Origin of the sequence: Pedobacter sp., assembly GCF_046462515.1 — a bacterium.
Classification (GTDB): domain Bacteria; phylum Bacteroidota; class Bacteroidia; order Sphingobacteriales; family Sphingobacteriaceae; genus Pedobacter.
In genome coordinates this window covers 578446-604880 of record NZ_JBKGVD010000008.1, presented here as the reverse complement: position 1 = coordinate 604880, position 26435 = coordinate 578446, and the positions used below count along the sequence as shown (strand labels likewise).

The 26435-nt window shown below is 35.6% G+C and carries 31 protein-coding genes, 2 tRNA genes and 1 other RNA gene; 24 read left to right on the top strand and 10 right to left on the bottom strand.

What is annotated here, in order from left to right; genetic code table 11:
- Positions 1-44: 44 nt before the first annotated feature.
- On the top strand, positions 45-1436 hold the full coding sequence (locus tag ACLHG9_RS10675) for an arginine decarboxylase (RefSeq protein ID WP_410221469.1): 1392 nt from the start codon (positions 45-47) through the stop codon (positions 1434-1436).
- A gap of 255 nt (positions 1437-1691) precedes the next feature.
- Entirely contained in the window at positions 1692-2327 is a 636-nt protein-coding gene (locus ACLHG9_RS10670; protein ID WP_410221468.1) for a sterol desaturase family protein, read from the top strand.
- Between the two features lie 11 nt (positions 2328-2338).
- On the opposite strand, the gene ACLHG9_RS10665 is transcribed toward ACLHG9_RS10670, so the two are convergent.
- Positions 2339-3583 (bottom strand): ABC transporter permease, encoded by a 1245-nt coding sequence (locus ACLHG9_RS10665; RefSeq protein WP_410221708.1) that lies wholly within the window; start codon positions 3581-3583, stop codon positions 2339-2341.
- A 163-nt stretch (positions 3584-3746) separates the two neighbouring features.
- Between ACLHG9_RS10665 and queA the strand changes: the two genes are divergently transcribed.
- Positions 3747-4796 (top strand): tRNA preQ1(34) S-adenosylmethionine ribosyltransferase-isomerase QueA, encoded by a 1050-nt coding sequence (gene queA / locus ACLHG9_RS10660; protein WP_243362612.1) that lies wholly within the window; start codon positions 3747-3749, stop codon positions 4794-4796.
- A 119-nt stretch (positions 4797-4915) separates the two neighbouring features.
- Positions 4916-5581, top strand: coding sequence for a 2-C-methyl-D-erythritol 4-phosphate cytidylyltransferase (locus ACLHG9_RS10655; protein WP_410221467.1), 666 nt, complete (start codon positions 4916-4918; stop codon positions 5579-5581).
- 57 nt (positions 5582-5638) lie between these two features.
- Here the strand turns inward: ACLHG9_RS10655 and ACLHG9_RS10650 are convergent, their stop codons facing one another.
- From ACLHG9_RS10650 to ACLHG9_RS10625, 6 genes are all read right to left on the bottom strand, one after another.
- On the bottom strand, positions 5639-5791 hold the full coding sequence (locus ACLHG9_RS10650) for a lmo0937 family membrane protein (RefSeq protein ID WP_243362616.1): 153 nt from the start codon (positions 5789-5791) through the stop codon (positions 5639-5641).
- A 153-nt stretch (positions 5792-5944) separates the two neighbouring features.
- Positions 5945-6166 (bottom strand): DUF2795 domain-containing protein, encoded by a 222-nt coding sequence (locus ACLHG9_RS10645; protein ID WP_243362617.1) that lies wholly within the window; start codon positions 6164-6166, stop codon positions 5945-5947.
- A gap of 97 nt (positions 6167-6263) precedes the next feature.
- Positions 6264-6812: a cob(I)yrinic acid a,c-diamide adenosyltransferase gene (locus ACLHG9_RS10640; RefSeq protein WP_410221466.1), complete on the bottom strand. Its 549-nt coding sequence runs from the start codon at positions 6810-6812 to the stop codon at positions 6264-6266.
- Positions 6813-6913: 101 nt separating this feature from the next.
- Positions 6914-7672, bottom strand: coding sequence for an ABC transporter ATP-binding protein (locus ACLHG9_RS10635; protein ID WP_410221465.1), 759 nt, complete (start codon positions 7670-7672; stop codon positions 6914-6916).
- Positions 7673-7723: 51 nt separating this feature from the next.
- On the bottom strand, positions 7724-8014 hold the full coding sequence (gatC, locus tag ACLHG9_RS10630; protein ID WP_410221464.1) for an Asp-tRNA(Asn)/Glu-tRNA(Gln) amidotransferase subunit GatC: 291 nt from the start codon (positions 8012-8014) through the stop codon (positions 7724-7726).
- Positions 8014-8736, bottom strand: a complete 723-nt coding sequence (locus ACLHG9_RS10625) for a lysophospholipid acyltransferase family protein (RefSeq protein WP_410221463.1) — start codon at positions 8734-8736, stop codon at positions 8014-8016. The genes gatC and ACLHG9_RS10625 overlap by 1 nt, the downstream gene beginning before the upstream one ends.
- Positions 8737-8854: 118 nt before the next feature.
- Between ACLHG9_RS10625 and trpS the strand changes: the two genes are divergently transcribed.
- The 11 genes from trpS to ACLHG9_RS10570 all read left to right on the top strand — a co-directional run bounded on the left by trpS (position 8855) and on the right by ACLHG9_RS10570 (position 16596).
- A complete protein-coding gene (gene trpS, locus ACLHG9_RS10620; RefSeq protein WP_410221707.1) occupies positions 8855-9853 on the top strand; it encodes a tryptophan--tRNA ligase in 999 nt (332 codons plus the stop codon).
- A 15-nt stretch (positions 9854-9868) separates the two neighbouring features.
- Positions 9869-10483 (top strand): deoxynucleoside kinase, encoded by a 615-nt coding sequence (locus tag ACLHG9_RS10615; protein WP_243362622.1) that lies wholly within the window; start codon positions 9869-9871, stop codon positions 10481-10483.
- A gap of 30 nt (positions 10484-10513) precedes the next feature.
- Positions 10514-11242 (top strand): 3-deoxy-manno-octulosonate cytidylyltransferase, encoded by a 729-nt coding sequence (gene kdsB / locus ACLHG9_RS10610; protein ID WP_410221706.1) that lies wholly within the window; start codon positions 10514-10516, stop codon positions 11240-11242.
- Between the two features lie 32 nt (positions 11243-11274).
- On the top strand, positions 11275-11808 hold the full coding sequence (locus tag ACLHG9_RS10605) for a hypothetical protein (RefSeq protein WP_410221462.1): 534 nt from the start codon (positions 11275-11277) through the stop codon (positions 11806-11808).
- A gap of 52 nt (positions 11809-11860) precedes the next feature.
- Positions 11861-12238, top strand: a complete 378-nt coding sequence (locus ACLHG9_RS10600; RefSeq protein WP_410221461.1) for a hypothetical protein — start codon at positions 11861-11863, stop codon at positions 12236-12238.
- Positions 12239-12436: 198 nt separating this feature from the next.
- Entirely contained in the window at positions 12437-13261 is an 825-nt protein-coding gene (locus ACLHG9_RS10595; RefSeq protein ID WP_410221460.1) for an MbnP family protein, read from the top strand.
- Positions 13262-13266: 5 nt separating this feature from the next.
- Positions 13267-14313, top strand: coding sequence for a cytochrome-c peroxidase (locus ACLHG9_RS10590; RefSeq protein ID WP_410221459.1), 1047 nt, complete (start codon positions 13267-13269; stop codon positions 14311-14313).
- A gap of 5 nt (positions 14314-14318) precedes the next feature.
- The gene (locus ACLHG9_RS10585) at positions 14319-15248 is read left to right on the top strand and encodes a transporter (RefSeq protein ID WP_410221458.1); all 930 of its coding nucleotides are present in this window, start codon (positions 14319-14321) and stop codon (positions 15246-15248) included.
- Between the two features lie 9 nt (positions 15249-15257).
- Positions 15258-15695 carry a hypothetical protein gene (locus ACLHG9_RS10580; RefSeq protein ID WP_410221457.1) on the top strand — a complete coding sequence of 146 codons (438 nt, stop codon included), beginning with the start codon at positions 15258-15260 and terminating at the stop codon, positions 15693-15695.
- On the top strand, positions 15692-16321 hold the full coding sequence (locus ACLHG9_RS10575) for an SCO family protein (RefSeq protein ID WP_410221456.1): 630 nt from the start codon (positions 15692-15694) through the stop codon (positions 16319-16321). Before ACLHG9_RS10580 ends, ACLHG9_RS10575 begins: the two co-directional genes overlap by 4 nt.
- A 26-nt stretch (positions 16322-16347) precedes the next feature.
- Positions 16348-16596, top strand: a complete 249-nt coding sequence (locus ACLHG9_RS10570; protein WP_410221455.1) for a YHS domain-containing protein — start codon at positions 16348-16350, stop codon at positions 16594-16596.
- 101 nt (positions 16597-16697) lie between these two features.
- Here the strand turns inward: ACLHG9_RS10570 and ACLHG9_RS10565 are convergent, their stop codons facing one another.
- Positions 16698-17114: an EamA family transporter gene (locus ACLHG9_RS10565; protein ID WP_410221454.1), complete on the bottom strand. Its 417-nt coding sequence runs from the start codon at positions 17112-17114 to the stop codon at positions 16698-16700.
- 131 nt (positions 17115-17245) lie between these two features.
- Between ACLHG9_RS10565 and ffs the strand changes: the two genes are divergently transcribed.
- Together ffs and fsa are read left to right on the top strand one after the other, a co-directional pair.
- Positions 17246-17345: signal recognition particle sRNA small type (ffs, locus tag ACLHG9_RS10560), an RNA gene on the top strand.
- A gap of 81 nt (positions 17346-17426) precedes the next feature.
- Entirely contained in the window at positions 17427-18086 is a 660-nt protein-coding gene (gene fsa / locus ACLHG9_RS10555; RefSeq protein WP_410221453.1) for a fructose-6-phosphate aldolase, read from the top strand.
- Between the two features lie 76 nt (positions 18087-18162).
- Here the strand turns inward: fsa and ACLHG9_RS10550 are convergent, their stop codons facing one another.
- Complete coding sequence (locus tag ACLHG9_RS10550; RefSeq protein ID WP_410221452.1) at positions 18163-19143, bottom strand: D-alanine--D-alanine ligase; 981 nt, start codon at positions 19141-19143, stop codon at positions 18163-18165.
- 174 nt (positions 19144-19317) lie between these two features.
- Between ACLHG9_RS10550 and ACLHG9_RS10545 the strand changes: the two genes are divergently transcribed.
- The 6 genes from ACLHG9_RS10545 (at position 19318) to ACLHG9_RS10520 (ending at position 24390) form a co-directional block, all read left to right on the top strand.
- Positions 19318-20088: a PASTA domain-containing protein gene (locus ACLHG9_RS10545; RefSeq protein WP_410221451.1), complete on the top strand. Its 771-nt coding sequence runs from the start codon at positions 19318-19320 to the stop codon at positions 20086-20088.
- Between the two features lie 11 nt (positions 20089-20099).
- The gene (gene mltG / locus ACLHG9_RS10540) at positions 20100-21146 is read left to right on the top strand and encodes an endolytic transglycosylase MltG (RefSeq protein WP_410221450.1); all 1047 of its coding nucleotides are present in this window, start codon (positions 20100-20102) and stop codon (positions 21144-21146) included.
- The gene (locus ACLHG9_RS10535; protein WP_243362644.1) at positions 21146-21556 is read left to right on the top strand and encodes an acyl-CoA thioesterase; all 411 of its coding nucleotides are present in this window, start codon (positions 21146-21148) and stop codon (positions 21554-21556) included. Before mltG ends, ACLHG9_RS10535 begins: the two co-directional genes overlap by 1 nt.
- Before the next feature lie 3 nt (positions 21557-21559).
- A complete protein-coding gene (locus tag ACLHG9_RS10530; protein ID WP_410221449.1) occupies positions 21560-22525 on the top strand; it encodes a YihY/virulence factor BrkB family protein in 966 nt (321 codons plus the stop codon).
- A 96-nt stretch (positions 22526-22621) separates the two neighbouring features.
- Positions 22622-22706: transfer RNA gene (locus tag ACLHG9_RS10525), tRNA-Ser, on the top strand.
- A 175-nt stretch (positions 22707-22881) separates the two neighbouring features.
- On the top strand, positions 22882-24390 hold the full coding sequence (locus tag ACLHG9_RS10520) for a carboxypeptidase-like regulatory domain-containing protein (RefSeq protein WP_410221448.1): 1509 nt from the start codon (positions 22882-22884) through the stop codon (positions 24388-24390).
- Between the two features lie 128 nt (positions 24391-24518).
- Here the strand turns inward: ACLHG9_RS10520 and cls are convergent, their stop codons facing one another.
- A complete protein-coding gene (gene cls / locus ACLHG9_RS10515) occupies positions 24519-25985 on the bottom strand; it encodes a cardiolipin synthase (protein ID WP_410221447.1) in 1467 nt (488 codons plus the stop codon).
- Between the two features lie 139 nt (positions 25986-26124).
- Here cls and ACLHG9_RS10510 point away from each other — a divergent pair.
- Positions 26125-26209, top strand: a tRNA-Ser gene (locus tag ACLHG9_RS10510).
- The last annotated feature ends 226 nt before the right edge of the window (positions 26210-26435 follow it).

Sequence of the window (26435 nt, the reverse complement as noted above, 5' to 3'; positions counted from 1 at the left end):
TTTTATTCAATTTAAAATTACATTTTTGCAAAAATTTTTAAACGATGCAGAGTTACGCAGAATTTCTTGATCTTAGTGTTGGCTTTCCGCAAGAAGGTTTCAATATCATAGACGATGAATTGTATTTCCATGACCTTAACCTTATGGAAATGATTGAAACTTATGGTACGCCATTACGTTTTACCTACCTGCCCATGGTAAGCAAGAAAATTCAACAAGCAAAATTGTTGTTCCAAACCGCTATCATTAAAAATAATTACCGTGGTAATTATAAGTATTGCTACTGTACCAAAAGTTCACATTTTAAGCATATTATAGAAGAAGCCTTAAAAAATGATATTCACTTGGAAACATCATCGGCTTTTGATATGCCTATTATTGATTCTTTAGAGAAAAAAGGCGCTGTAAATAAAGATACTACAATTATTTGCAATGGTTTTAAAACCTATCAGTATAAACAATATATTGTTGATATGCTGCACGATGGTTTTAAGAATATCATCCCCGTTTTAGATAATAAAGAAGAATTTAACCTTTACGATGACGAAATAGAGCTGGATGAACCATGTAATTTAGGTATACGTATAGCAGCCGAAGAACAACCTGATTCGCAGTTCTATACTTCACGTTTAGGTGTGCGTATGGAAGATGTAATTGATTTTTACAACAGTAAAATTGCATCTAATCCTAACTTTAAGGTAAAATTGTTGCATTTCTTTATTAACTCAGGTATTTCAGATACACCGTATTACTGGAATGAGCTTGAAAAATACGTAACGCTTTACTGCAAATTCAAGAAAATTAACCCTGATTTAGATACGCTTGATATTGGTGGCGGCATGCCATTTAAAGATAGCTTGGTTTTCGATTTTGATTACGAGTATATGGTAAACGAAATTGTAAAACGTATCAAAGAAATCTGCGCTATACATGAAGTGATCGAACCAGATATCATTACTGAATTTGGTAAATATACTGTGGCCGAGGCATCAGGGATTTTATACAAGGTATTGGGTCGTAAACAACAGAACGACCGTGAAAAATGGTTAATGTTAGATGGTTCTTTTATCACTAATCTTCCGGATGTATGGGCTTTAAACCAGAAATATGTTTTATTACCTATTAATAACTGGGATGCAGAATATGAACGTGTAAACTTAGGCGGTATTACTTGCGATGGACAGGATTATTACAATCAGGAAGCCCATATGAATAGTGTGTTTATGCCTAAAACCCGTAAAGTACAGTATTTGGGATTTTTTAACACAGGAGCTTATCAAGAAGTTTTAAGCGGTTATGGCGGTATACATCATTGCCTGTTACCAAGTCCTAAACATGTGATCATAAGACGCAACCGCGATGAGACCTTTAACTTTGAAGTATTTGGCGAAGAACAGAACAGCAAACAGGTACTAAAGATTTTAGGTTATAGCTGAGCAGATCAATAATCCAACATATAAGATCCCTTATTGCATAAAGCCGTAAGGGATTTTTTGTTTGGTTAAAAAAAATCATTCATGCTTCCTTACTCACGTCATACTGACCGCTATCAGCAAGCTGTTTCTGCATCTTACCCAAAGGAATGGAAAGACATAAATAGCAATTTTAGAATGATGTAAAACCCTTATAATTCCTTTTTTTCATAAACAAGATTAGCGTTTAAATTGTTATAAGAAACAAAAACGCGCTTTATGGAAAAAACGATACATAACAAAGGACAGGCCCGTTTATTTAAACATCCTGTACTGGAAATGCTTACTAAAACACGTCCATGGGTTATTTACAGTATATATATTCCTATTTGTACATTTTTCATTTACCAAGCTTATGCCCATTACCACATCAGCGGTATGAATATTCTTGTATTATTTATGATAGCAGGATTAAGCTGGACTTTAGTGGAATATCTAGCACATCGCTATTTATTTCATTTCGAAGCAAAAAGCGCTTTGGGCAAGCGTTTGGTTTATCTTTTTCATGAAAATCATCATGAGTATCCACGTGATACCATGCGGCTTTTCATGCCACCAGTTCCAAGTCTTATCATTGCAACTGTGGTGTTTTTGGTATTTGCCTCTTTATCTTGGCTGTTTACCAACAGCATAGCTTATGGATTAATTTATTTTTCTGGATTTATAATTGGCTACCTGATTTATGTTTCCATGCATTATGCCATACATGCCTATGCCCCGCCTAAGTTTTTAAAAAGATTATGGCGAAACCATCAGTTACATCACTACAAATATCCTGATAAGGCTTTTGGCGTAAGCTCTAACTTCTGGGACAAAGTATTTGGAACACTTCCACCTAAAAAAGTAAACGAATAATTCTTCAGGAATTAACTTCTTATTGCCTCAACAGGATTTAGTCTCGATGCCGAATAAGCGGGCCAAATACCCGAAATGATACCAATGGCTACAGAAACACCTATGCCCAGCATAATATTATTGAAGTATAAAACCACTTGAAAACTGCCCGCACTATTGACCACAAGTGTGCCTAAGTAAACCAGTAACAGTCCACATAAGCCACCTAACAGGCACAGTACAACCGATTCAAAGACAAACTGTAGCAGAATAAAGTAATTACGGGCACCCAAAGATTTCTGAATACCGATGATATTGGTACGTTCTCTTACTGATACAAACATGATGTTTGCAATACCAAAACCGCCTACCAAAATAGAAAAACCACCAATAATCCAGCCACCTATATTTACGGCACTAAACATTACGTCGAGCTGATTAGACAACATGGTAGTTTTATTCAAAGAGAAATCATCTTCCTGCCCTGGCGTTAAGCGTCTGATGGCTCGCATCTGCCCTTTTAATTCGCTTTCTACTTCCTCAAAAGCTATATTTTCTTTACCTCTTACCGTAATTTGAGGATTGTATCTTTCACTATTGATATCAAATATTCCCCTTGCAAAACTGATAGGGATTAGTATGTTTTTATCTTGCGACATACCCAGCATGTCTTCGCCTTCTTTTTTGAAAACGCCTACTACGGTAACCCTTCTGCCCAGTACCTTGATCTGCTTACCAATAGGATTTTCTGAACCAAATAAGCCATTTGATACATCAGCACCTAATATACAAACCGGAGTGGCAGAATTCCCCTCGGTTTCTGTAAAATAACGTCCCTCCTGAAATTCCAAATTCCAGGTTTTATCATATTCCTGCGTAGCCGCGTTAATAGAAATACCCTCTACAGAATTACTTCTGTAAACAACGGTTCGGTTACCGGTAGAAGCTTCAAAACAAACACCCTGAGCATTATCCATACGTTCTTTAAGACTCAGATAATCTCGGTAAGAAGGTTCTGGACGGTTGATGTATTTCCACCATGGAAAATTATCACTGAATATCCATGGCCATTTTTGTACAAAAAGTGTATTTGAACCTAATTTATCTACACTGCTCTGAATTTTATTGCGCATGGTATCTACTCCGGTAAATACCGCAATAATGATAAAAATACCAATTGTAATACCTAATAGTGATAATGCTGTACGTAGTTTGTTTTGTCTCAGTGCATCCCATGCAAATCTGAAACTTTCGCCTATTAGTCTAAATATTAATATCATATACTCTATGACCAAAAATTGATAAAAAGGTTACAGATTAAATCAAAAACTTTTTGCTGCTCTGCTTTTGCAGGGTAATATACAAACTTTGATTCTTAAACTTTAAAAAACCAATTTATATTTCGTAACTTCGCACCCTAATTTACTTTATCAAAATAAAATGAAATTATCTCAATTTAAGTTTAATTTACCAGATTCACTTTTGGCCAACGATCCTGCCGAAGAAAGAGATGAAGCACGTTTAATGGTTTTACATAAAGATACCGGCAAGATTGAACATAAGATTTTCAAAGATGTTTTAGACTATTTTGACGATAAGGATGTAATGATCTTAAATAACACCAAGGTTTTTCCTGCCCGTTTATATGGCAATAAAGAAAAAACAGGTGCTACCATAGAAGTATTTTTATTACGTGAGCTGAATAAAGAGTTGCGTCTTTGGGATGTATTGGTAGATCCTGCCCGTAAAATTCGCGTAGGAAATAAACTTTACTTTGGCGATAATGATTTACTTGTTGCTGAAGTAGTAGATAATACTACGTCTCGCGGACGTACAATTAGATTCTTATTTGATGGTACTGAAGAAGAGTTTAGAAGAAATGTTGAAATTTTAGGTGAAACCCCTCTTCCAAAATACATTAAGAGAAAAGCAACCGAAAAAGATAAAGAGCGCTACCAAACCATTTTTGCTAAACACGAAGGTGCTGTTGCTGCTCCAACTGCAGGCCTACACTTTAGCCGTGAGCTGATGAAACGCTTGGAACTAAAAGGTATTGAATTTGCTGAGGTTACTTTACATGTGGGTTTAGGTACTTTTAGACCCGTTGAAGTTGAAGATCTGACCAAACATAAAATGGATTCAGAGCAGTTTATTATCGACCAAAAAGCTGCAGATATCGTAAATAAAGGTTTAGAAGAAAAAAGAAGGATTTGTGCCGTAGGTACAACTTCTATGAGGGCAATAGAATCTGCCGTATCTGCTAATAAAACATTAAAAGCCGCTAACGACTGGACTTCTAAGTTTATTTTTCCTCCATACGATTTTAATATTGCAAACTCAATGATCACCAATTTTCACACACCAGAATCTACTCTTTTAATGATGGTAGCTGCGTTTGGAGGTTATGATCATGTTATGAATGCTTACGAAGTGGCCGTTAAAGAGAAATATCGCTTTTACAGTTATGGCGATGCGATGTTAATTATATAACATAAAAAACGTAAATTTAAGAGGTTGTTTAAAACAAATAAGGTGAAGCTGTTTTGATACAGAACTTAATATAGCCTTAATTGTTAATTTAAACATCCTCTTTTTTATGGGATTTTGATATGAAGCATTACGCAATAATTGTAGCAGGGGGCTCGGGTAAAAGGATGCAGAGTAATGTGTGTAAGCAATTTCTGATTTTAAATCATTTGCCTATACTGATGCATACCATTAACGCTTTTTATCATACTATTTACAAGCCCGAGATTATATTGGTTTTAGGAACCGATTCACAAGATTACTGGGCAGATCTTTGTAAAGAATACAACTTTGAAGTACCTTATCAGATCATCAGCGGTGGAGAACAACGTTTTCACTCTGTTAGAAATGGCTTGTTAGCCATAAAAGATGAAGGTATAGTGGCCATACATGATGCAGTACGACCTTTGGTGAGTAAACAACTCATTGAAAGAATGTATGAACAGGCTGCAGAAAATGGAAATGCCGTACCTTATGTAAAAACCAGCGATTCGTTAAGACAAATCTACAATAATACCAGTAAGATTGTAAACCGCGAACAGTATGTGATGATACAGACTCCTCAAACCTTTATAACAGACCAGTTAAGAAAGGCATACCAGCAGAACTATAAACAAATATTTACAGATGATGCTTCTGTAGTGGAAAGCGCAGGCTTTAAGATCAATCTGGTTGAGGGAGAAAGAAATAATCTTAAGATTACCTATCCAGAAGATCTTAGGATAGCTTCTTTTCTTTTAGGAAATTAAAGAAAGAAAAACAGGCTGTGCTTAATAAACAGCCTGTTTTATATTAATCCCCTCACCCTAAGCTGACCCTCTTATAATCCGAAGTAAAACGGCAACAATAGCTATTACCAATAAGATATGAATAATGCCACCCGTGTAGTAGCCTCCAAAAAAACTAACCGCCCAGATAATTACCAGGATTACGGCTATTAAATACAGTAAATTTCCCATCGTTTTGTGATTTAGGTTTAATAAATGTTATAAATGCAATTTGTTATGCGATTAAGTTTATAACACCCAAACACAAAAAATGTTCTCATCATAAAAATAAAAAGCCCTTCTTGCCATAGCAGAAGGGCTTTTCTGAATAAATTATATTAACTGTTAATATTCGTCCTCGTTAAAGAAGAAATCATCTTTGGTAGGATAATCAGGCCAGATTTCTTCAATGGTTTCGTATGGCTCTCCATCGTCTTCTAATGCCTGTAAATTCTCAATAACCTCTACCGGCGAACCTGAACGAATTGCATAATCAATTAACTCATCTTTTGTTGCAGGCCAAGGAGCGTCTTCCAAGTGCGATGCTAGTTCTAATGTCCAATACATATTTGTAAATTATTAATTCCTCAAAAATCTATTTCTCGCAAAAGTATGTTAAAAAAAATGAGCAAAGCAAATATTTTTTTCAACTATTTTATTTTATCTACATTCTAGGTTCCCAAATATTTTCTTTTGCCCCTGCGTCGTAACTTAATTTTCGTGCCAAAACAAATAAAAAATCGCTTAATCTGTTTAAATAAATCGTAACATTCTGATCTACATAGCTATTTTCTGACAATTCTACTACTAATCTCTCGGTTCGGCGGCAAACACAGCGTGCCAAATGCGCAAAAGATGATACAGTATTACCTCCCGGTAAGATAAAATGCTTTAAGACAGGTAGGTTTTCATTCATTTTATTTATTCTTTCTTCCAAAAAGCTGATATCAGAAGCTAAGAGATCAGGTATTTTTTTTCTGGAACGTTCAGGATCTGAAGCTAAGGATGAACCTACAGTAAACAAACGGTCCTGAATTTCTTTAAGCACCTTTCCATCTTCTTCATTTATCTGCTGACTGCCTATTAAACCTATATATGAATTCAATTCATCTACCGTTCCGTAAGCTTCGATACGCAAATGATATTTAGGCACCCGGGTGCCCCCTATTAACGAGGTTTGCCCCTTATCACCTGTTTTTGTATATATTTTCATTACAGTTCTTTATTGCTGTAAGATATAAACAAAAATGTTTTTTTTTATAAAAATTGGTGTTTTGCAATAAGCGAAGGCTTTTTTTGATTTTAAAATTACACTTATTGTATGTTTTCAAAATCGTTACCGCTCTCTTTAATGGCTTGTAAACGCGGAGAAACCGATTTGATATCTGTATTTACATAATCGTTCTCAATCAAGCCATCCCGCATACGTACAATGCGGTGTGCATGCTGGGCAATATCTTCTTCGTGGGTAACCAATATGATGGTATTGCCTTTACTGTGAATTTCTTCAAGTAAGCCCATAATTTCTACAGAAGTCTTGGTATCTAAGTTACCGGTAGGCTCATCTGCCAATATAATTGAAGGATTATTGATCAAAGCCCTGGCAACCGCAACTCTCTGGCGCTGTCCCCCTGATAATTCATTAGGTTTGTGCATTACCCTGGTACCTAATCCCACGCTCTCCAGAGCAGCCTGCGCTCTGTTTTCGCGGTCTTTCTTTTTTAAACCGGCATAGATTAATGGCAACGCCACATTGTCTAAAGAAGTAGATCTTGGCAAAAGGTTAAAAGTCTGGAAAACAAAACCTATTTCTTTATTACGCACATCGGCAAGTTGGTTCTCGCTCATGTGGCTTACATTAGTGCCGTTTAAGATATATTCGCCTTTGGTTGGGGTATCTAAACAGCCTAATATATTCATTAACGTAGATTTGCCTGAACCGGAAGGGCCCATTAATGCAACGAATTCACCTTTTTTAATACTAAGACTTACCGATTTTAATGCATGGATAACCTCTGTACCAATAACGTATTTACGGCCTATATCTTTGATGTCAATTAGTGATTCTTGCATAATGTTTTTTTATCTAAGACAATTAAACCCTCTGTTATGTTACAAGTAAACTTATTTTTCTAAGATTTTTGGGACCATGAAATAACTTTCGTTATGTACCGCGGCATTTTCTAAACCGGCTTTTGTTGTAATTTCATGTTTTACCACATCTTCACGCCAGCGGTTTTCTTCTGCATTCATATATACCAAAGGCTCTATCCCTGTAGTGTCCAGTTCATTTAACTTTTCCATAAAGGTTAAGATTTTGGTCATTTCGTTTACATGTTGCTCCACTTCTTCTTCTTTAATGGCAATACGAGCCAAATCTGCAACTTTAAAAACGGTATCTCTGTCTATTTTCATTATAATTTACTGTTAATGATCGCATAAACCCGATCACGCAAATTTTCATCTGATTGATTTGCTAATATATTGGTTAAAATTGGTTTATGCACATAAATATCTACAATACCAGGTCTTGAACCATATTTTACGCCATCATCCCACATGATCTGCCATAAATTCTGAATACTTACGGGTACAATTGGAATACCTTTTTCCATGGCAAGCCTAAAAGGACCGTTTTTGAATTCCTGTAAAACTGGCGGATATGAATTATCTATTTTTCCCTCGGGAAAAATAATTAAGCTCATACCCTGATCTAAATTATCTGCTGCTCGTTTAAATGCTTTAAATGCCCCAATCTTACTTTCTCTGTTTACCGGTATATCTATGGTTCTGAAAAAAATACCCAATACAGGATTTCTCATCAATTCTTCTTTGCCCATAAAATGATAGGTTCCTCGTGCAAGTAAGCAAAAAGCCAGTATATCAAGGTTTGAGGTGTGATTGGCACAAAATATATAAGTTTGTTTTTTATCGAGCTTCTGTTCTATCTCAAACCTGAAAAAAATGCCCGATAAGGCACTTGCCATGAATGAATGAATGGTTCTGAAAACATTTAATACACTATAAAAACGTGGATTTCTGCTAAAAAGATAATAAAATGGCCAAAAAAGGATAAACAGACAGAGGATACAAAACAGAAAATAAAAAAGGTGTATCTTTTTCAGTAATCTTTTCATTGGCATCAAAAATATAACAATTATGTAAACCTACAATTTTTAAAAAACAAGCACATTATTTAAATCGAAAAACATTTTTTATACGCCATTGTATGTTTTTTCTTAATTTCGGGGCATGATGAAAGAAATAGTTGTAAGTGGTATAAGATCTACCGGAAAACTGCATTTAGGAAACTATTATGGGGCTATAACTAACTTTTTAAAAATGCAAAAAGAGTACAACTGCTATTTCTTTATAGCCGATCTGCATTCTTTAACTACACATCCAACTCCTGCAAATTTAAACGATAGTATAAAAACCGTTTTAATAGATTATCTGGCATGTGGTATAGATCCTGAAGAATGTACAATTTACGTACAATCTGATGTACCCGAAATCATTGAATTATATTTATACCTGAACATGAATGCCTATTTAGGCGAGCTAGAAAGAGCTACATCTTTTAAAGATAAAGTAAGATCTAATCCTGATAACGTAAATGCGGGGCTTTTAACCTATCCGGTTTTAATGGCTGCCGATATCCTGATCCATAAAGCTGTAAAGGTACCTGTTGGGAAAGATCAGGAACAGCATCTTGAAATGGCGCGTACTTTCGGCAACCGGTTTAACCGTTTATATAACAGCGACTATTTTCCTGAGCCTTACGCATTTAGTTATGCAAAAAATCTGGTAAAAGTGCCTGGATTGGATGGTAAAGGAAAAATGGGTAAATCGGAAGGTGATGCCAATTGTATCTACCTTTCTGATACACCCGAAGCCATTCGCAAGAAAGTTTCGCGGGCAGTTACCGATGGCGGCCCTACTACAGAAAATCAGCAAAAACCAGAGGCTATACAAAATCTGTTTGATTTGATGAAAATTGTATCTGCTGAAGATACACTTGCCCATTTCGATGAACAATACAATAAAATGGCCATCCGTTACGGCGATTTCAAAAAACAATTGGCAGAAGACATGATCATAGCTACCAATCCCATAAGAGAACGTATAAATGATATTGCCAATGATTCTGACTATCTTAGAAAAGTAGCCAAATTAGGCGCAGACAAAGCAAGGGAAAGTGCCCAAAAAACCATTAAAGAAATAAGAGAGCTCATAGGATTTAGAAGTTTTTAATATTAACAGATTGATATGCACATAGCAGTAGTTGGAAACATTGGTGCTGGCAAAACCACATTAACAGGTTTATTAGCCAAAAATTATGGTTGGGAAGCGCTTTATGAAGCCGTTGATAACAATCCTTATTTGGAGGATTTTTACAGCGACATGAAACGCTGGAGCTTTAACCTTCAGATCTATTTTTTAAACAGCCGTTTTCAACAGATTGTGGAGATAGAAAAACTTCAAAGAAATGTTATTCAAGACAGAACCATTTATGAAGATGCGCATATTTTTGCTGAGAACTTACATGAAATGGGATTAATGACTACCCGCGATCATGATAATTACCGGGCTATTTTTGATAACATTACTTCATTTATTAAAGCACCGGATTTATTAATTTACCTCAGAGCTTCGGTACCTACTTTGGTAAATAATATCCAACGCCGCGGCCGTGAATACGAGGCCGGGATCAGGATTGATTACCTATCTAAGCTCAATGAAAAATATGAAGCCTGGATCAAAGATTATAAATTAGGGAAGTTGCTGATTTTAGATAAAGACAGATTGGACTTTACCAATAATCCTGAAGACCTAGGAGCTGTTATCCAATCTATAGAGGCCGAAATTCACGGTTTGTTTTAAACGATGAATGCAGCTGATACATCAAAACCTCTGCGCATACTGGGCATTATACCTGCCCGTTATGCTTCTACCCGTTTTCCAGGGAAACCTTTGGTTGAAATAAATGGCAAAACCATGATAAACAGAACTTATGAGCAAGCTTTATCATGCAAAAGTTTAAGCAAAGTAGTGGTAGCCACAGACGATATGCGTATTGCTGAAGAAGTAGAGAAATTTGGTGGATCGTTTGCAATGACCTCTGATCAGCATCAAAGTGGAACAGACCGATGCGCAGAGGTAGCAGCTTCAATGACCGATTTTGATGTAATAATCAATATCCAAGGAGATGAACCTTTTATTAATCCTGAGCAGATTGAGTTACTAGCAAATTGTTTTAAAGAACCTTCTGTTAAAATAGCTACCCTCATCAAAAAAATCCATACAGAACAGGAACTCTTTAATGTAAATATACCTAAAGTAGTGTTTAACACTAACGCAGATGCGTTATACTTTAGCCGGCATCCCGTTCCTTTTTTACGTAATACAGAAGAAAAAGACTGGATAAATCAACATCAATATTATAAGCATATTGGTATTTACGGTTATTTACGAAAAACCTTGTTGGATATTACGAAAATCAATCCATCTTCTCTTGAAACAGCCGAAAGCTTAGAGCAATTGCGTTGGCTGGAAAATGGTTATGCCATTAGAACAGCTGTAACAGACCTTGAAACCCTTGCTATTGATACACCCGAGGATTTAAAGAAAATAAAACTTTAATGTGTAATATCCTGTTATACTAAAAAAATCTTATGCAAAAAAATTACGCTTTAGCTCTGCTCTGCTTGTTATTCTTTGTAGCCTGTAATCGCTCCAATTCAAGCAAAAGTGATATCAATGAACTTTCAAAAAAATCGCTTTATGCTTTTAGTGATTTGGTTAAACAAGATACTTTTAAAATAGCTGTAAAAGGTAGTGATACCAAGAATATGCACCTGTTGTTTACAATTGTTGCATACAATGGCAAAGAGATTTATCGTGAAGAATTAAAAGCGGAAGAGATCTTAAAGAATTACTTGGCATCTGCCGCCATGAAAAAGGAAAAAGACAAGATCAAGTTCCTTACAGAAGAAGTTGATTTCTTTTTTGATGAGCGCCATTTTATAGAACCTGCCGTTACCGAAAATGAAAATCCTGACAATAACGTACCTGATATTGATTTCTATAATGAATTGAAAAAAAATGGCTTAAATGGATTTGAGTATAGGATCAGTAAAGATAAAAATCTGTATATAGCCTGGTCTGAAAAAGAGCACAAAGTTAAGGTCTATTACAAGTGCTGCTAAAATAATCTTTGCTTTACTTACTTTATCGCTATTTTTCATCTATCTTTGCCCCGTGATCGTAGTAAGAAAAATAGTTGCTTTATTATTGCTAACAGGCATTTTGGCCAATTGCTTTAATTATGCCATTGTTTCTACATCATATCAATTAAATAAAGAATATATCGCTTCGGTGCTCTGTACCAACAAAGATAAACCTGAGCTTCATTGTGATGGTAAATGTTTCTTGGATATTAAACTAAAAGAGCTTGAACAAAAAAACAAGCAGGAACAAGAAAATCTTAAAAAACTGGTAGAAACTATTATTCCTGAACATACAACTGCTATTTTGCCTTTGTATGAAATCCCTAACAATTCCTCCATTCCTTTTTACCTTCAGCAAAAACCAATAGGTAAAGTCAATAATATTTTTCATCCGCCAAAATTAGGTTAAACTTAAAATTGGAATACTTTTTTGCAATAGTTCATGTTATTGCATAAATCTACATACCTAATTTCCAGGTATAGAAATCTGTACATATTCCAATTTACTCTCTTTGTGTGGCCAGTAACTAATACTGAACATTTTTAACCATTTATTTAAAATAGTTTATTGCCTTATGCAATAGGCTTTGTTACAATTTATTTTAAGATGAAAAAAATCATTACGCTTATCGCCATAAGCGCTACTTTACTTACAGCATGTAAAAAAGATTATAGCTCTGCACCTGATTTTGATGAGAATAACCTTGCTCCGCTTTCTGTTGAATTTGACAATATTGCAGGAGGAAGAACGCTTACTTTTAACAATACAGATGTACCTTATAGCAATGCTAAAGGTGAACCTTTTAGTATAAGCTTGCTCCAGTATTTCATTAGCAATATCAAAGTAACCACAACCAGTGGTAAAGAATATACCGTTAAACAAGATGATTCTTATTTCCTGATCAAAGGTTCAGACAAAAGCACACGCTTTGCAAAAATAAAAGTACCAGAAGGCGATTACAGCAAGCTTACTTTTGTACTGGGCGTTGACAGCTTAAGAAGTACCATGCCTTTAGATAAGAGAACAGGTGTATTAGATCCGGCTTCGGGCAGTAATATGTACTGGGGCTGGAATTCGGGCTATATTTTCTTTAAAATGGAAGGCAATTCATCCGTTATTACAGATGATCAGCTAGGAGACCCTAGTGGCAAAAAACAATTCAAATACCATATTGGCGGTTTTGGCGGTTATAGCTCTGCTACTATTAACAACATCAAAACCATTACCCTTGATCTTACAAATGCGGGCGTTGCCAAAGTAAGGAAAGACAGGCAAAGTAATATCCATTTATTTGTAGATGTTCTAAAGGTATTTAACGGCAGTAACAGTTTTAGTATAAAAGAACATCCTAACGTAATGTTCAGCGAGTATTCGGTAAGTGTAGCTAAAAATCTTAGTGAGATGTTTAAACATGATCATACTGAAAACTAAATGTCATGAAAATAAAATATTTCAGGTACATTTTGCTGATTTGCCTGTTTGTTTATGCCTGTAAAAAAGGCGATGATATGCAAGAAAAAGCAGTGATATTTTTGGGTTTTCAAAAACCCAAAAATTTTCCTGAGCCTGTATATAACTTAGCCAATAACTCTATAACAAAGGCAGGCTTTGAGTTAGGTAGAACTTTGTTTTACGATTCTATACTATCAAGAGACAACACCATTAGCTGTGGTTCATGTCATATCCAATCTTCGGCTTTCACACATCACGGACATGATGTAAGCCATGGTATAGATGACAGATTGGGAACCCGTAACTCACCTCCTATTATGAATTTAGCATGGAGCAAGGCATTCATGTGGGGCGGCGGCATTTATGATTTAGATCTTCAGCCCATTGCACCGATAACTACACATGAAGAAATGGACGAAAACCTTGAAAATGTGCTCAATAAGCTTAGGGCAGTACCCACCTATAGGGCCAAGTTCAAAGAAGCTTTTGGTAGCGACGAAATTAGCACAGCACACTTGATGAAAGCTTTATCACAATTTATGCTAATGTGTATCAGCAGCAATGCTAAATATGATAAAGTAATGCGTAAAGAAGGTAACGCTTCATTTACTACCATAGAACAAGATGGTTATCAGATTTTTAAAGAAAAATGCGCATCATGCCATACAGAGCCTTTTTTTACAGACGGTACTTTTAGGAACAATGGACTAGCTCCTAATGCTATCAATGATAAAGGTTTGTATATGGCTACATTGTTAGATAAAGACCAATACAAGTTTAAAGTGCCCTCATTAAGGAATCTTAAATATACTGCTCCGTATATGCACGATGGCCGTTTTCTAACTTTAGATGCTGTTTTGGATCACTACATTAGCCAAGTTCAGGATACACCTAATCTTGATCCTCTTTTGAAACAGCAAACCTCAAAAGGTATTGACCTGAGCGTTGATCAGAAAATCAAGTTGCTTGCCTTTCTAAATACGCTTAACGACGAAGATTTTATCCATAACAAAGCTTTAGCTGAACAATAATTGTAATGATGACGAGAAAAATTATAGGATTAACCTTTTTTTTAATAGCGTTCAATTTTTCTGCCATAGCCTGCGATATCTGCGGTTGTGGAGTGGGTAGTTATTATATCGGTATTCTGCCCGAATACAATAAACGTTTTATTGGCCTAAGGTATCAATACAAAACATTACAAACGCATTTAGGGCCGCAGGGTAAGTCTACCCCGCTTACTGCAGATGAGACTTATCAAACGGCAGAGCTATGGGGAGGTATGAATTTTGGGCAGAAATTTAGGATGCTCGCTTTTGTGCCTTACAATATCAGCCAACGAAGTTCGCAAGAAGGAAAAGGTGAAAAAAATGGATTGGGCGATATTGCATTAATGGGCTATTATAACCTGTTTACAAAAACGCATCCACTTAAAAACAAGCTCTTGGTTCACTCGCTTTGGTTAGGAGCAGGTATTAAGCTGCCTACCGGTAAATATGAACCTGGAGAAAAACTGGCTGTGCAAGAAAATCCAAACAATTTCCAATTGGGTACGGCAAGTACCGATTTTACACTAAATGCAGCTTATGATATTAGGCTAAATGATTTAGGTTTCAACCTCAATGTAAATTATAAAATCAATACGGCAAACAAATATACATACCGGTATGGCAACAAGCTCACAACAAATGCCCTACTTTATTACAAATTCAGGTTGTTGCATAAAATTACTCTGGCACCTAATGTAGGTATTTTGTATGATACAGCAACAAAAGACATTGAAAACAATAAATACACTGTTAATGTATCAGGTGGTCATTCTGCGGCTTTAATTACGGGCGTAGAGATAGCGGTAAGCAAATTTTCTGTCGGTGCAAACTACCAAAGCATGATATCACAAGAACTGGCTGGCAACCGCGCTAAAGCCGGAAACCGTTTAATGATTCATTTATCTGTTCCATTTTAATTTATAAGTATGAAAAAAACATTATTGATTGTATTAGCAGTAAGCGGTCTTGCTGCATGTAAACCCAGACAAGATGCGGGCAATGTTAAAAATGAAACCATGAAACTACATGATGAAGTAATGGCCGATCATGGTAAAATCGTTGCTAACCAGATGAGAATAGACACCTTGCTAAAAGAAATGAAAACGTTGAAACAGTTGTTCCCTGCTATAGATACTTTACAGGAGAAAACAACTTTAACCATAACGCTTAACAATTTGTTTAAAGCTGAAGAAAGCATGAATAACTGGATGCATAATTTCAATCCAGATTTTGAGAGTAAATCAGAAGATTCGGTAATAACTTATTATAAAACTGAAAAGCAAAAAATCAGGGCTATAGATAGTTTGTATAAAAAAGAAATTAAAAAATCTGATCTGTATTTATTAAAATTTAAAAAACCATGAAAAAGATAGCACTTATATCAGCATTGTTCTTCACTATGTTATCTGCCTGTAATAAACCTCAAAAACTGCCTTATTTGCAAATAGAAGTAACCGGTAATATGAAAGATGGTAAAATGGTGCAGGATACCTTGTTTAAAACCATCCCTGATTTTAAACTTTATAACCAAGACAGCACATTGGTTACAGCTAAAGATTTCGACAATACCATTTATGTAGCCGATTTCTTTTTTACCTCATGTCCTACCATTTGTCCGGTAATGCACCGTAACCTGCTTAAAGTTTACAATAAGTATAAAGGTAATCCAGCTGTTAAAATTGCATCACATACTATTGACACCAAATACGACACACCTTCCAGATTGAAAGCCTACACCAAAAAATTGGGTGTAGAAGGTACGCAATGGGAATATTTATGGGGGCCTAAAGAAGTCATCTACGGATTGGCCGAACGCAACTACCTTGTTGCCGTACAACAAAACGATGAGGCACCAGGAGGTTTTATACATCAGGGGTACTTGATTCTGGTAGACAAAAACAAACGCATCCGTGGAGCTTATGATGGCACCATAGATAAAGATGTAACCAAACTCATGAGCGACATGGATATCCTTTTAAAAGAAAAATAACTTTAATCAATATAATAATTCAAATCATGAAAAAAGTATTATTTATTGTAGCATTTGCTGCTCTTTCACAATTTACCAAAGCACAATCTGTAAAACAACATATTTTACCTACAGATACGACAAAACAAGCAATTGAAATTGACCCCGTATGCAAAATGAAAACAAAAACCGAAAAAACTATCAATTTCATTTACGGTAAGAAAACCTATTATTTCTGTAGTGAAAGCTGTAAGAAGACATTCAGTGCAGCACCAGAAAAGTATATTAAGAAGTAATCAAAAAAGAGGGTGTTTTTAAAAATTTAGGTTGCATTTAAAAGATCCTGAAACGAGTTCAAGATGACATGATTTTTGCGAAACACCCTCTCTAAAATCCCTTATTCAAAAATCAGTACAACCGTACCCGCAATAATTAAACAAGCCCCAATTATCGTTTTTATCGTAAGCGTTTCTTTTAAGAACACAGCGGCCAAAATAATGGTCAAGGCTACGCTCAATTTATCTATAGGTGCAACTTGCGAAGCTTTACCCAGTTGTAAAGCTTTAAAATAGAAAATCCACGAAAGCCCCGTTGCTATACCTGATATTAGCAAAAACATAACATGATGTTTAGTTAGGGCCGTTATAGACTTTTGCTCTCCTCTGCTAAAAATAATGAGCCATATCATGATTACGATCACAATAGTTCTGATACCTGTAGCCAGATTAGAATTGATGTTTGCTATACCTATTTTAGCAAAAATAGCTGTTAACGCTGCAAAAAAAGCCGAAAGTACGGCATAAATCCACCACATTGATTTATAAATTTATATTTACCAATCTCCGTTATCCATTTCAATACATTCGTTTTCAAATGAATACGTTTTTTCTTTAAAAATAATGCATTTATTTTTTAAAAACCCACCGTTTTTGCTAATTTTGTGACGGGCAAGTCTTCTACGACCAGCTCCCTTTGAACTCCCCCAGGTTGGGAACAAAGCAAGGGTAGAAGGTTGTAGCGGTGCGATAGGAGTTGCTTGCCCTTTTTCCCCTATACCCCTGAGGGGGCAAGTCAATTTAATCAGGGAATCAAAAACCTTATAATTCCTATTCAGGAACATAGAATTATGAAATTTTTTATTGACACGGCTAATCTGGCTCAAATTAAAGAAGCTCAGGATTTAGGCATTTTGGATGGCGTAACCACCAACCCTAGCTTAATGGCTAAAGAGGGTATTACAGGGGATCAGAACATTTTAAATCACTACAAAGCAATTTGTGATATTGTAGATGATAACGTGAGTGCTGAAGTAATTGCCACCGATTATGATAACATTATTAAAGAAGGTGAAGCTTTAGCTGCTTTAAATCCAAAGATTGTAGTTAAGGTACCTATGATCAAAGATGGCTTAAAAGCTATTAAATATTTCAGCCAGAAAGGTATCAGAACAAACTGTACTTTAGTTTTTTCACCTGGGCAAGCTCTATTAGCCGCAAAGGCAGGCGCGAGCTATGTATCTCCGTTCTTAGGTCGTTTAGATGATATTTCTACAGAAGGTTTACAATTAATTGAAGATATCCGTTTAATTTTTGACAACTACGGATTTGAAACCGAAATTTTAGCAGCTTCTATCCGCGGTCCTTTACATATTGTGAATTGTGCTAAAATAGGTGCTGATGTAATCACTGCGCCTTTAGCTGCGATTACCGCATTATTAAAACATCCTTTAACTGATAGTGGTTTAGCCACTTTCTTAGCTGACCATGCCAAAGCAAACCAAAAATAAATAAGATTTATAACCCTATATAACCAAAAAATCCCGATAGTAATAACTATCGGGATTTATTTTTAACAGATTTCTATTAAATGGTTTCTTCCAGCACCTGAGTATAAAAGTCTTTCAGGTTCATGCCCATAGCTGCTACTTGCTGGGGAATAAAACTGGTAGCCGTTTGCCCCGGGATAGTATTGATTTCTATGAAGTAGAAATTTCCAGTATTATGCTCTAAAAAATAATCTATACGAACTATGCCCCTGCAATTCAATTTCTGGTAAACTGCCGATACCACACGCTCTACCCTACTTCTCTCCTCTTGGGTCATATCAGCCGGTGTGATTTCTTGTGTAGCTCCAGGGGTATATTTTGCTTCAAAATCAAAGAACTCATTCTTAGGGATAACTTCGGTAGCCGGCAATACCACAATTTTACCTTTGGTTTTAAATACACCAACAGAAAATTCTCTACCTTCTACAAATTCTTCTACCAAGATCTGTGTATCTTCATTAAAAGCTTTGTCTAAGGCTGCTTGTAAATCGTCTGTATGCTTAACCTTGCTCATGCCTATACTGCTACCGCCATTGTTAGGCTTTACAAAATAAGGTAATTTAAGATTTTCTGTCACTTGCTCGGGCTTATAATCGGCTTTGAATAATTGTACTGATTTAGCAATATTCAAATCTTTTATGCCGTTAACTATCGCTTTTGTATAACCTTTGTTCATGGTAATAGAACTCGTTAAGGCATCGCAGGTAGTATAAGGTAAACCGATCATATCAAAATAGCCCTGCAATTTACCATCTTCGCCGGGAGAGCCGTGGATAGCAATAAATACCCCATCGAATTTAATTTTCTTACCGTTTACAGTGATTGAAAAATCGTTCTTATCTACCTCTATCTTAACAGAATCAGCCGGTTCATAAAACCATCCGTTCTCTGTGAGCATAATCTTATAAACATCAAATTTTTCAGGGTCTAAATTCTGGGCAATGGTAGCTGCGCTTTTTACAGATACCACCCATTCGCCTGTAGTGCCTCCGGTAAGCAAAGCAAGAGTCTTCTTCATTCTATATTTTATTTTAGGATATGATAAGTATTTATGTATTTAAGCTCAATTATCAGTTTTAACGCTAATCTGTAAATTATAAGCTCAAAAATATAAAATATTCATACCTGTGCTATTTTATTTAAGATAAAATATATTTTTAAGCTAAATTTGAGGCTAAATCCAACATAGATAATGGGCAATTTCACAAGATACATCAAGACCAAATCATTCAGAAATAACATTATAGCTGCAATTTGTACCGTAGTAGCTTTACTACTTATCGCCTTTTTTAGTCTTCGTTTTTATACCAAACACGGACAGGGTTTAAATGTACCACAGTTAAAAGGCCTCAGAATTGACCAGGCCATACAAAAATTAGAAGAAATGGGTTTAAGGTATGAAATCGATTCGGTATATATGATGGATAAACCTCCGGGTATTGTTACCGATCAGGACCCAGAGGCCGAAACTTTTGTTAAGGATAACAGGACCATTTATTTAACTATTAACACTTCTACAGCACCAAATGTGAAGTTTCCCGAAGTTGAAGAGAAATCTTTACGTGAAGCCAAATCTATTATTGAAAGTTTTGGTTTAAAATTAGGCGACACGACTTATAAACCGGATATTGCCCGCGATGTGGTTTTAGGTGTAACTTTTGGCGGACAACCGCTCAAAGCAGGCGAGCAGATACCTAAAGGTTCAAGAGTGAACTTTATTTTAGGTGATGGCCGTGGCAATGAAGATGTTGACATGCCTAACCTAGCTGGTTTTACCATTGATGAGGCCCGTTTCTCACTGAAAGGATCAATGCTTAAACTGGGTACTGTAACGTATGAAGGTGTAATAACAGACAGCGCAAATGCAGTTGTAGTAAACCAGTTCCCTTTACCAAGCGATACTGTAACCAAAGTTAAAATCGGTACAGCGGTCAACATTACATTATCTAATAAAAAACAATAAAGTATTTATCTATGAACTCAGCAAAACAGCAAAATAAAAGCAAACTCATTCTTCTGATCGTTGTGGTTATAGCCATTGTAGGTGGTTATTTCGCTTTTAACTTTTACCGTACTTACTTTGCAGGAAATGTTACTGGTAACCAGCAATACCTGTATATCAAAACCGGATCTGATTTTGAGAGCTTAACTAATAATATCAAAGATAAAGGCATTGTAAAAAATTACAATACCTTTTTAGCGGCTGCACAAAAAATGGACCTGAAAGATAAAGTGAAACCAGGCAGGTATCGTTTAAAAAACGGCATGAACAACCGATCTTTAATCAATATGATCAAAGCTGGTAATCAGGAGCCAGTAACCTTAAAAATTCAGAATATCCGAAAAAAAGAGAACTTAGCTGCTTTACTGGCTAAAAATTTAGAACCTGATTCGTTAGCTTTTATTTCATTATTAGATTCTACTCAATTCATTGAAAAATACGGCTTTAACAACGACAACATTTATACAATGTTTATTCCTAACAGTTACGAGATGTACTGGAACACTTCACCAGAAGAGTTCTTTACAAGAATGACCAAAGAATATGACAAGTTCTGGAATAACGATCGTAAGGCTAAAGCCAAAGCATTGAACCTCTCACCTATTCAGGTTACCATATTGGCTTCAATTGTAGATGCAGAAGCACTTTATGATAAAGAAATGCCCATTATTGCCGGTTTATATCTAAATAGGTTAAAAAAGGGCATCTTGTTACAGGCAGACCCTACAGTAATTTTTGCCAATAATGATTTTACCGTAAAACGTGTAACCAATGCTTTACTGCGTGTTGATTCTAAATACAATACTTATAAATATGCCGGTTTACCTCCGGGGCCTATCATGATGCCAAGTATCAATGCCATTGATGCTGTTTTAAATCACGATAAGAACAATTACCTGTATATGTGTGCCAAAGAAGATTTTTCGGGTTATCATAATTTTGCGGCAACCGTTGCAGAGCACGAAATCAATGCAAAGAAATATAGAGAGGCACTTAATAAGCGAAATATATTCAGATAATGTTTGTTTACGAAACCAAAGTTAAAGTAAGATACGCAGAAACAGATCAAATGGGTGTGGTTTACCATGGTAATTATGCCCAGTATTACGAAATAGCAAGAACAGAGTGCTTTGAGGCTGCATCGGGTATGAGTTATGCTTCTATGGAAGAAGATGGAGTAATGTTACCCATTTTAGAACTCCAGTCTAAATACCTAAAGCCTGCATTTTACAATCAGGTATTGACCATAAAATCGATTGTAAAGAACTTACCTACCGTACGTTTAAAAGTAGATTATGAGATTTACAATGAGGAAAACGAGTTAATAAACATTGGCCATACCACTCTGGTTTTTGTAGATAAGGAAACACGTAAGCCTTGCCATCCTCCTCAAAGTTTTATTGAACCTGTAAGTAAATATTTTAAATAATTAATGAGTTGGATACACCGGCATTTACTCAAATTTAAACCTTATGCTCTGTTCATTGAATGGAGTAAGCATTGTGTATTGCCCGGTTTTAGCCCACTTCCCTTATATACGGTAGCTGTATTTTTTTTCAGGGAAATCGGTAAAGAAGCCTTGGTAAATAAAGCTTCTTCTTTGGCTTATAATTTTATGCTGGCCATATTTCCCGCTATTATCTTTCTCTTTACCCTGATCCCTTATATCCCTAAGCGTATTGGCTTTCAGGATAAACTCATGGATCTGATGGCCTTGATTTTACCTGATAACGCTTATCTGGCATTTGAAACTACCTTAAAGGAAATTATCAATATCCAAAATGGGAGTTTGCTTTCTTTAGGTTTTATCCTTTCTATCTTTTTTGCCACCAATGGCATCCACAGTTTAATGCGGGCCTTTAACAAATCATCTCTTGTTGTAGAAACCAGATCATGGTTTAAACAGCGTTTAATTGCTATAGTATTAACATTTATTATCGCCACATCTGTAATTGTTTGTATTGCTGCCATGACCATTGGCGAAATCTCTATCCAATACCTTAATAAAGAATTGGACATTAAAGAAAACCTAACTTATTATGCTATACAGCTTACACGCTGGACTTTATTAGGGGTATTGTATTTTACCAATGTTTCTATCTTATACCGCTATGGCCCTGCCCATGCCAAGAAATGGAAGTTTTTTAGTGCCGGTTCTTGTTTAGCAACCATTCTGGCATTTCTAACCATGTGGGCTTTTTCCTTCTATATTAACCATTTTGGGTCTTACAATAAAGTTTATGGTTCTATCGGTACACTCATTGTAGTAATGATCTGGCTGTATTTAAACTCTTTAATTTTATTGGTAGGTTTTGAGCTTAATGCCAGCGTAGATATATCTAAACGGAGCGTTCGCATTATTAGACCTCAGTTTAATTTATTTAAAAGCAATAAATAAATATTTTTCACCCTAATAAACAGGGATTTACCCCAAAAAATCTGAAATTATTCATTCATAGTTTGAAGAATAGAGTAGTTTTTCTACCTTTGCGGCGGAGAGCTGGCAGAGTGGTCGAATGCGGCGGTCTTGAAAACCGTTGTCTGTAACAGGACCGGGGGTTCGAATCCCTCGCTCTCCGCATTAAACAAAAGGCATCGTTATTAAGTAACAATGCCTTTTTTCTTTTTACAAAAAATCCAATAAAAGTTCTTTCTTTCAGTTTTTACAATAAAATTGAATATGTAGGGTAACAAAAAAACACCTCTGTTGATATGTAAAAAAAACAAGATTATCCAACCAAAATCAACAAGGTCATGAAAAAGGTTTTACTTTATATTCTGCTATCAACAAACGCTATAGTAGTATTGGCACAACAACCTATCACCATTTCTACAAGCGGAGGGTTCACAAATACTTCATCTTCTATGCAAACCAAAGCCTACTTCGGAAATGGTTATAACATACAGACAAATGTATTTGTGCCTTTTCTGAGTATAAATAATGATAAATTTATGTTAGGCGTTTTAGCGGGAGGAATTTATAGTACAGCGAAAAATCTGGCACCAGCTACAGACGGATTAAAAACACAATACAAATTATACAATGGGAACTTAGCTATTAACAACGGTCAAAATCAAGAAACAAGCTCAGGCATTACCGGTTATTTAGGCTTACAGGCTAATTTTTCATTAGGACCTCTCACTTTATCTCCTTCTATTAATGGCGGTTACTTAAATTTGAGGCAAAAAGGCTTTACTCAAAGTACAATAGTACAAAGTAATGGCAGTAGTCAAACGATTATGCTAGCTGATCTACCCGAAACAAGCAGCAAAGGTTTTATAACTATTCCTCAATTAAAAATCAGTTATTCGCTTACAGAGGCATTTGGTATTTATACTTCAGCAGGTTTCAACATTGGACCTAATATGAATATCAATCAAAGGAGATTAGAGCCTGCAGGGGGCTTCAATAACAACAATACTTATGAGCCTGTGCAATTAAGTTCAGGAAAAATGGTAGAAATGCCAACTGTAAGTACCAATTATCAATCAATAATGTTCAATATAGGCCTAAGCTGGAATTTGGGCCGTAAATTGAAAAATACTCCTAAAATGCCTTCGAGATTATCTATGAACACAACCACAGCAAGACAGACATCAGGCAAAACCTTTGGAGAAAAAGTAAATCAAGGCTTACAAGCTTCAAAAACAGATCATCCCTTATATAACGAACAAAAAACAGAAACTACAAATCCAATTTACAATTCAAACATGGCTCGTCCTGGACAGCCTATAAAAGGCGTTATTGTAAAAGGAGGAAAAAATCCGGGCGGAAGCACCATGAGAGTGAGCAGTGATGATAATGGAAAATTTGAGCTGAATGGATTGGAAAAAGGTTATTACAAGTTTATAATTGAGTTTCCGGATAACCCGCAAGGAAAAAGTATAGACCAGAAAGGTGTAAAAAGAGAAGAAGTTAGAACCTATACCGGTGGCCGTAAAAATGATCCACAAGAAAAGAGTATTGGTACCGTTGGAATAAAACATCAATCTGGAGCGGCTTCTCCATCTTATGCCGCTATGGTGGCCGGACAACCTATAAAAGGTATCATTGTAAAAGGTGGAAAAAATCCGGGCGGAAGCACAACTAATCTAACAATTCATGAAGATGGTACTATACAGTTTAAGGTTCTTAAAAAAGGAAATTATCAGTTTCTGATTGAAACAAGTGAAGAACCGAGCAATAAGGATGCTAAAGAGAAAGTAAAAGGAACTGGAACAGTAAGAACAGGGCTTAAAGATGTGGTTAGAACACAAGTGTAGATTAACTAACCCTAACTTTACAGAGATTAAAAACAAATTTTACCTGTTTACTAAAAAGGGATTTCCGAAAGGTCATCCCTTTTTGACATTATCTCTGATTTGTAATCATCTTCAGGTTTCCTTACTTTTTAGAGTAATGATGAAAATAACCTGATAATTCGCTCGCTAAACTGTTTAAACCTGCCCCTACCTAACCAATCTACATAAACAATCTCAGTTGAATCTTCGAGGTCTTTATAAAACTCATCTGCCAATTGATTTGCCAATTCTTTATTGTAAACAAAGGCCGAGACTTCAAAATTAAGTCCAAAGCTACGGGCATCTAAATTGGCTGTACCTACCGAAGCCAGTTTCCTGTCTGATACAAATGTTTTAGAATGCACAAAGCCTTTCTGATAAAAGTAAATTTTAACCCCTGCATCCAACAGTTCTTCATAGTACGAGCGGGCTGCAATATCTACCAATTTCGAATCTCCTTTTTGCGGCACCAATAATATAACTTTTATACCACTTAAAGCGGCTATAATGAGGCTTTCCTGTAAAATCTGTTCAGGAATATAATAAGGGGTAGTGAGCAGAATTTCTTCCTGTGCCAAATTTATGGCCTGTATAAGAGAATATAAAATATTTGGCACTTCGGAATCGGGCCCACTTGAAGCAATCTGTACATGAACAGGTTTAGGATTGGTAATCTCTATATCCGGAAAATACTTTTTATTAATAATAAGATTTTCATTACTCGAAAAGTTCCAATCGGCGATAAAAATACGTTGTAAAGAAAAACTGGTATAGCCTTTTATCATTAAATGTGTATCTCTCCAAAATAAGTCTTTACCTTTAGCATTTATATATTTATCAGAAATATTAATTCCTCCTATAAAAGAAGTTTCGCCATCAATCACCACAATTTTTCTATGGTTACGGTAATTTAACCGATTAGCCAGTGCAGGCAATTTCAACTTATTAAAAGGAAACACCTGAACGCCCTCTTCTATCAGATTTCGGGTAAATGATCGTCTGATTGCAGAACTGCCAAAATCATCATAAATAAATCTTACCTCTACACCTTCTTTAACTTTTTGGATCAAGATATCTTTAATCTGGTTGCCTATCTCGTCATCTTCATAGATATAGAATTCTATATGAATGTGCTTTTCAGCTTTTTTCAATTCTTCTACCAATTTCGGAAAAAACATCTCGCCGTTAATCAATAGTTCTGCCTTTTCATTGGGCAAAATCATTTCATTGCCTCCTTTTGAATTTGATAATAACTTTATCAGCTCTAAATTTTGCAGGAGCGCAACATCTGTTGTGGTAGATAAGCGCTTGTTTATTTCATTGAACTGTTCTTTAAATTCTGCTTTAAGGCTTTCATCAACTTCAAGTTTTTTATTGTACATCTTTTTCTTTCGGTAATTGATGCCAAAAGAGAAATAAAATACAATACCTATAATTGGTACAAGCAGAACAAACAAGAAATAAGCCAGTGTTTTTGGAATAGAACGGGTATCATATATAATCTTAAGGCAGGTAAATATCAATAATGCCAAATAACATATTTCCAATACCAATAGCCAGATGTTGATGTTATTCATATTTTTAAAGAAGCAAAATGCTTTACAAGATAAAATTAAAAAACCTTAAAATGAACCGCTTACCCTCTATTTAATATTTTTATTGAAGTTTTTTAAGATCAGAGTTTGCGAAATTAAAGAGAGTTTGTACTTTTGCGGCGGAGAGTTGGCAGAGTGGTCGAATGCGGCGGTCTTGAAAACCGTTGTCTGTAACAGGACCGGGGGTTCGAATCCCTCACTCTCCGCATCAAACAAGCCTTATCTTTCGATAAGGCTTGTTTTGTTTCATGCCATCTTATTTATTGGAGGGGTATTTTTTCTGTAAAAATAATTAATGCCAATAAACATGACTATCATTTTTGTTTGAAGCAGATGAGCTTAACCCTAATCTTGGAGATTTCCTCATTCCGGGCTATACACAGAGTGATAACTAAATCTAATTCTTGTATGGAGAAATCATATTCAGAAATT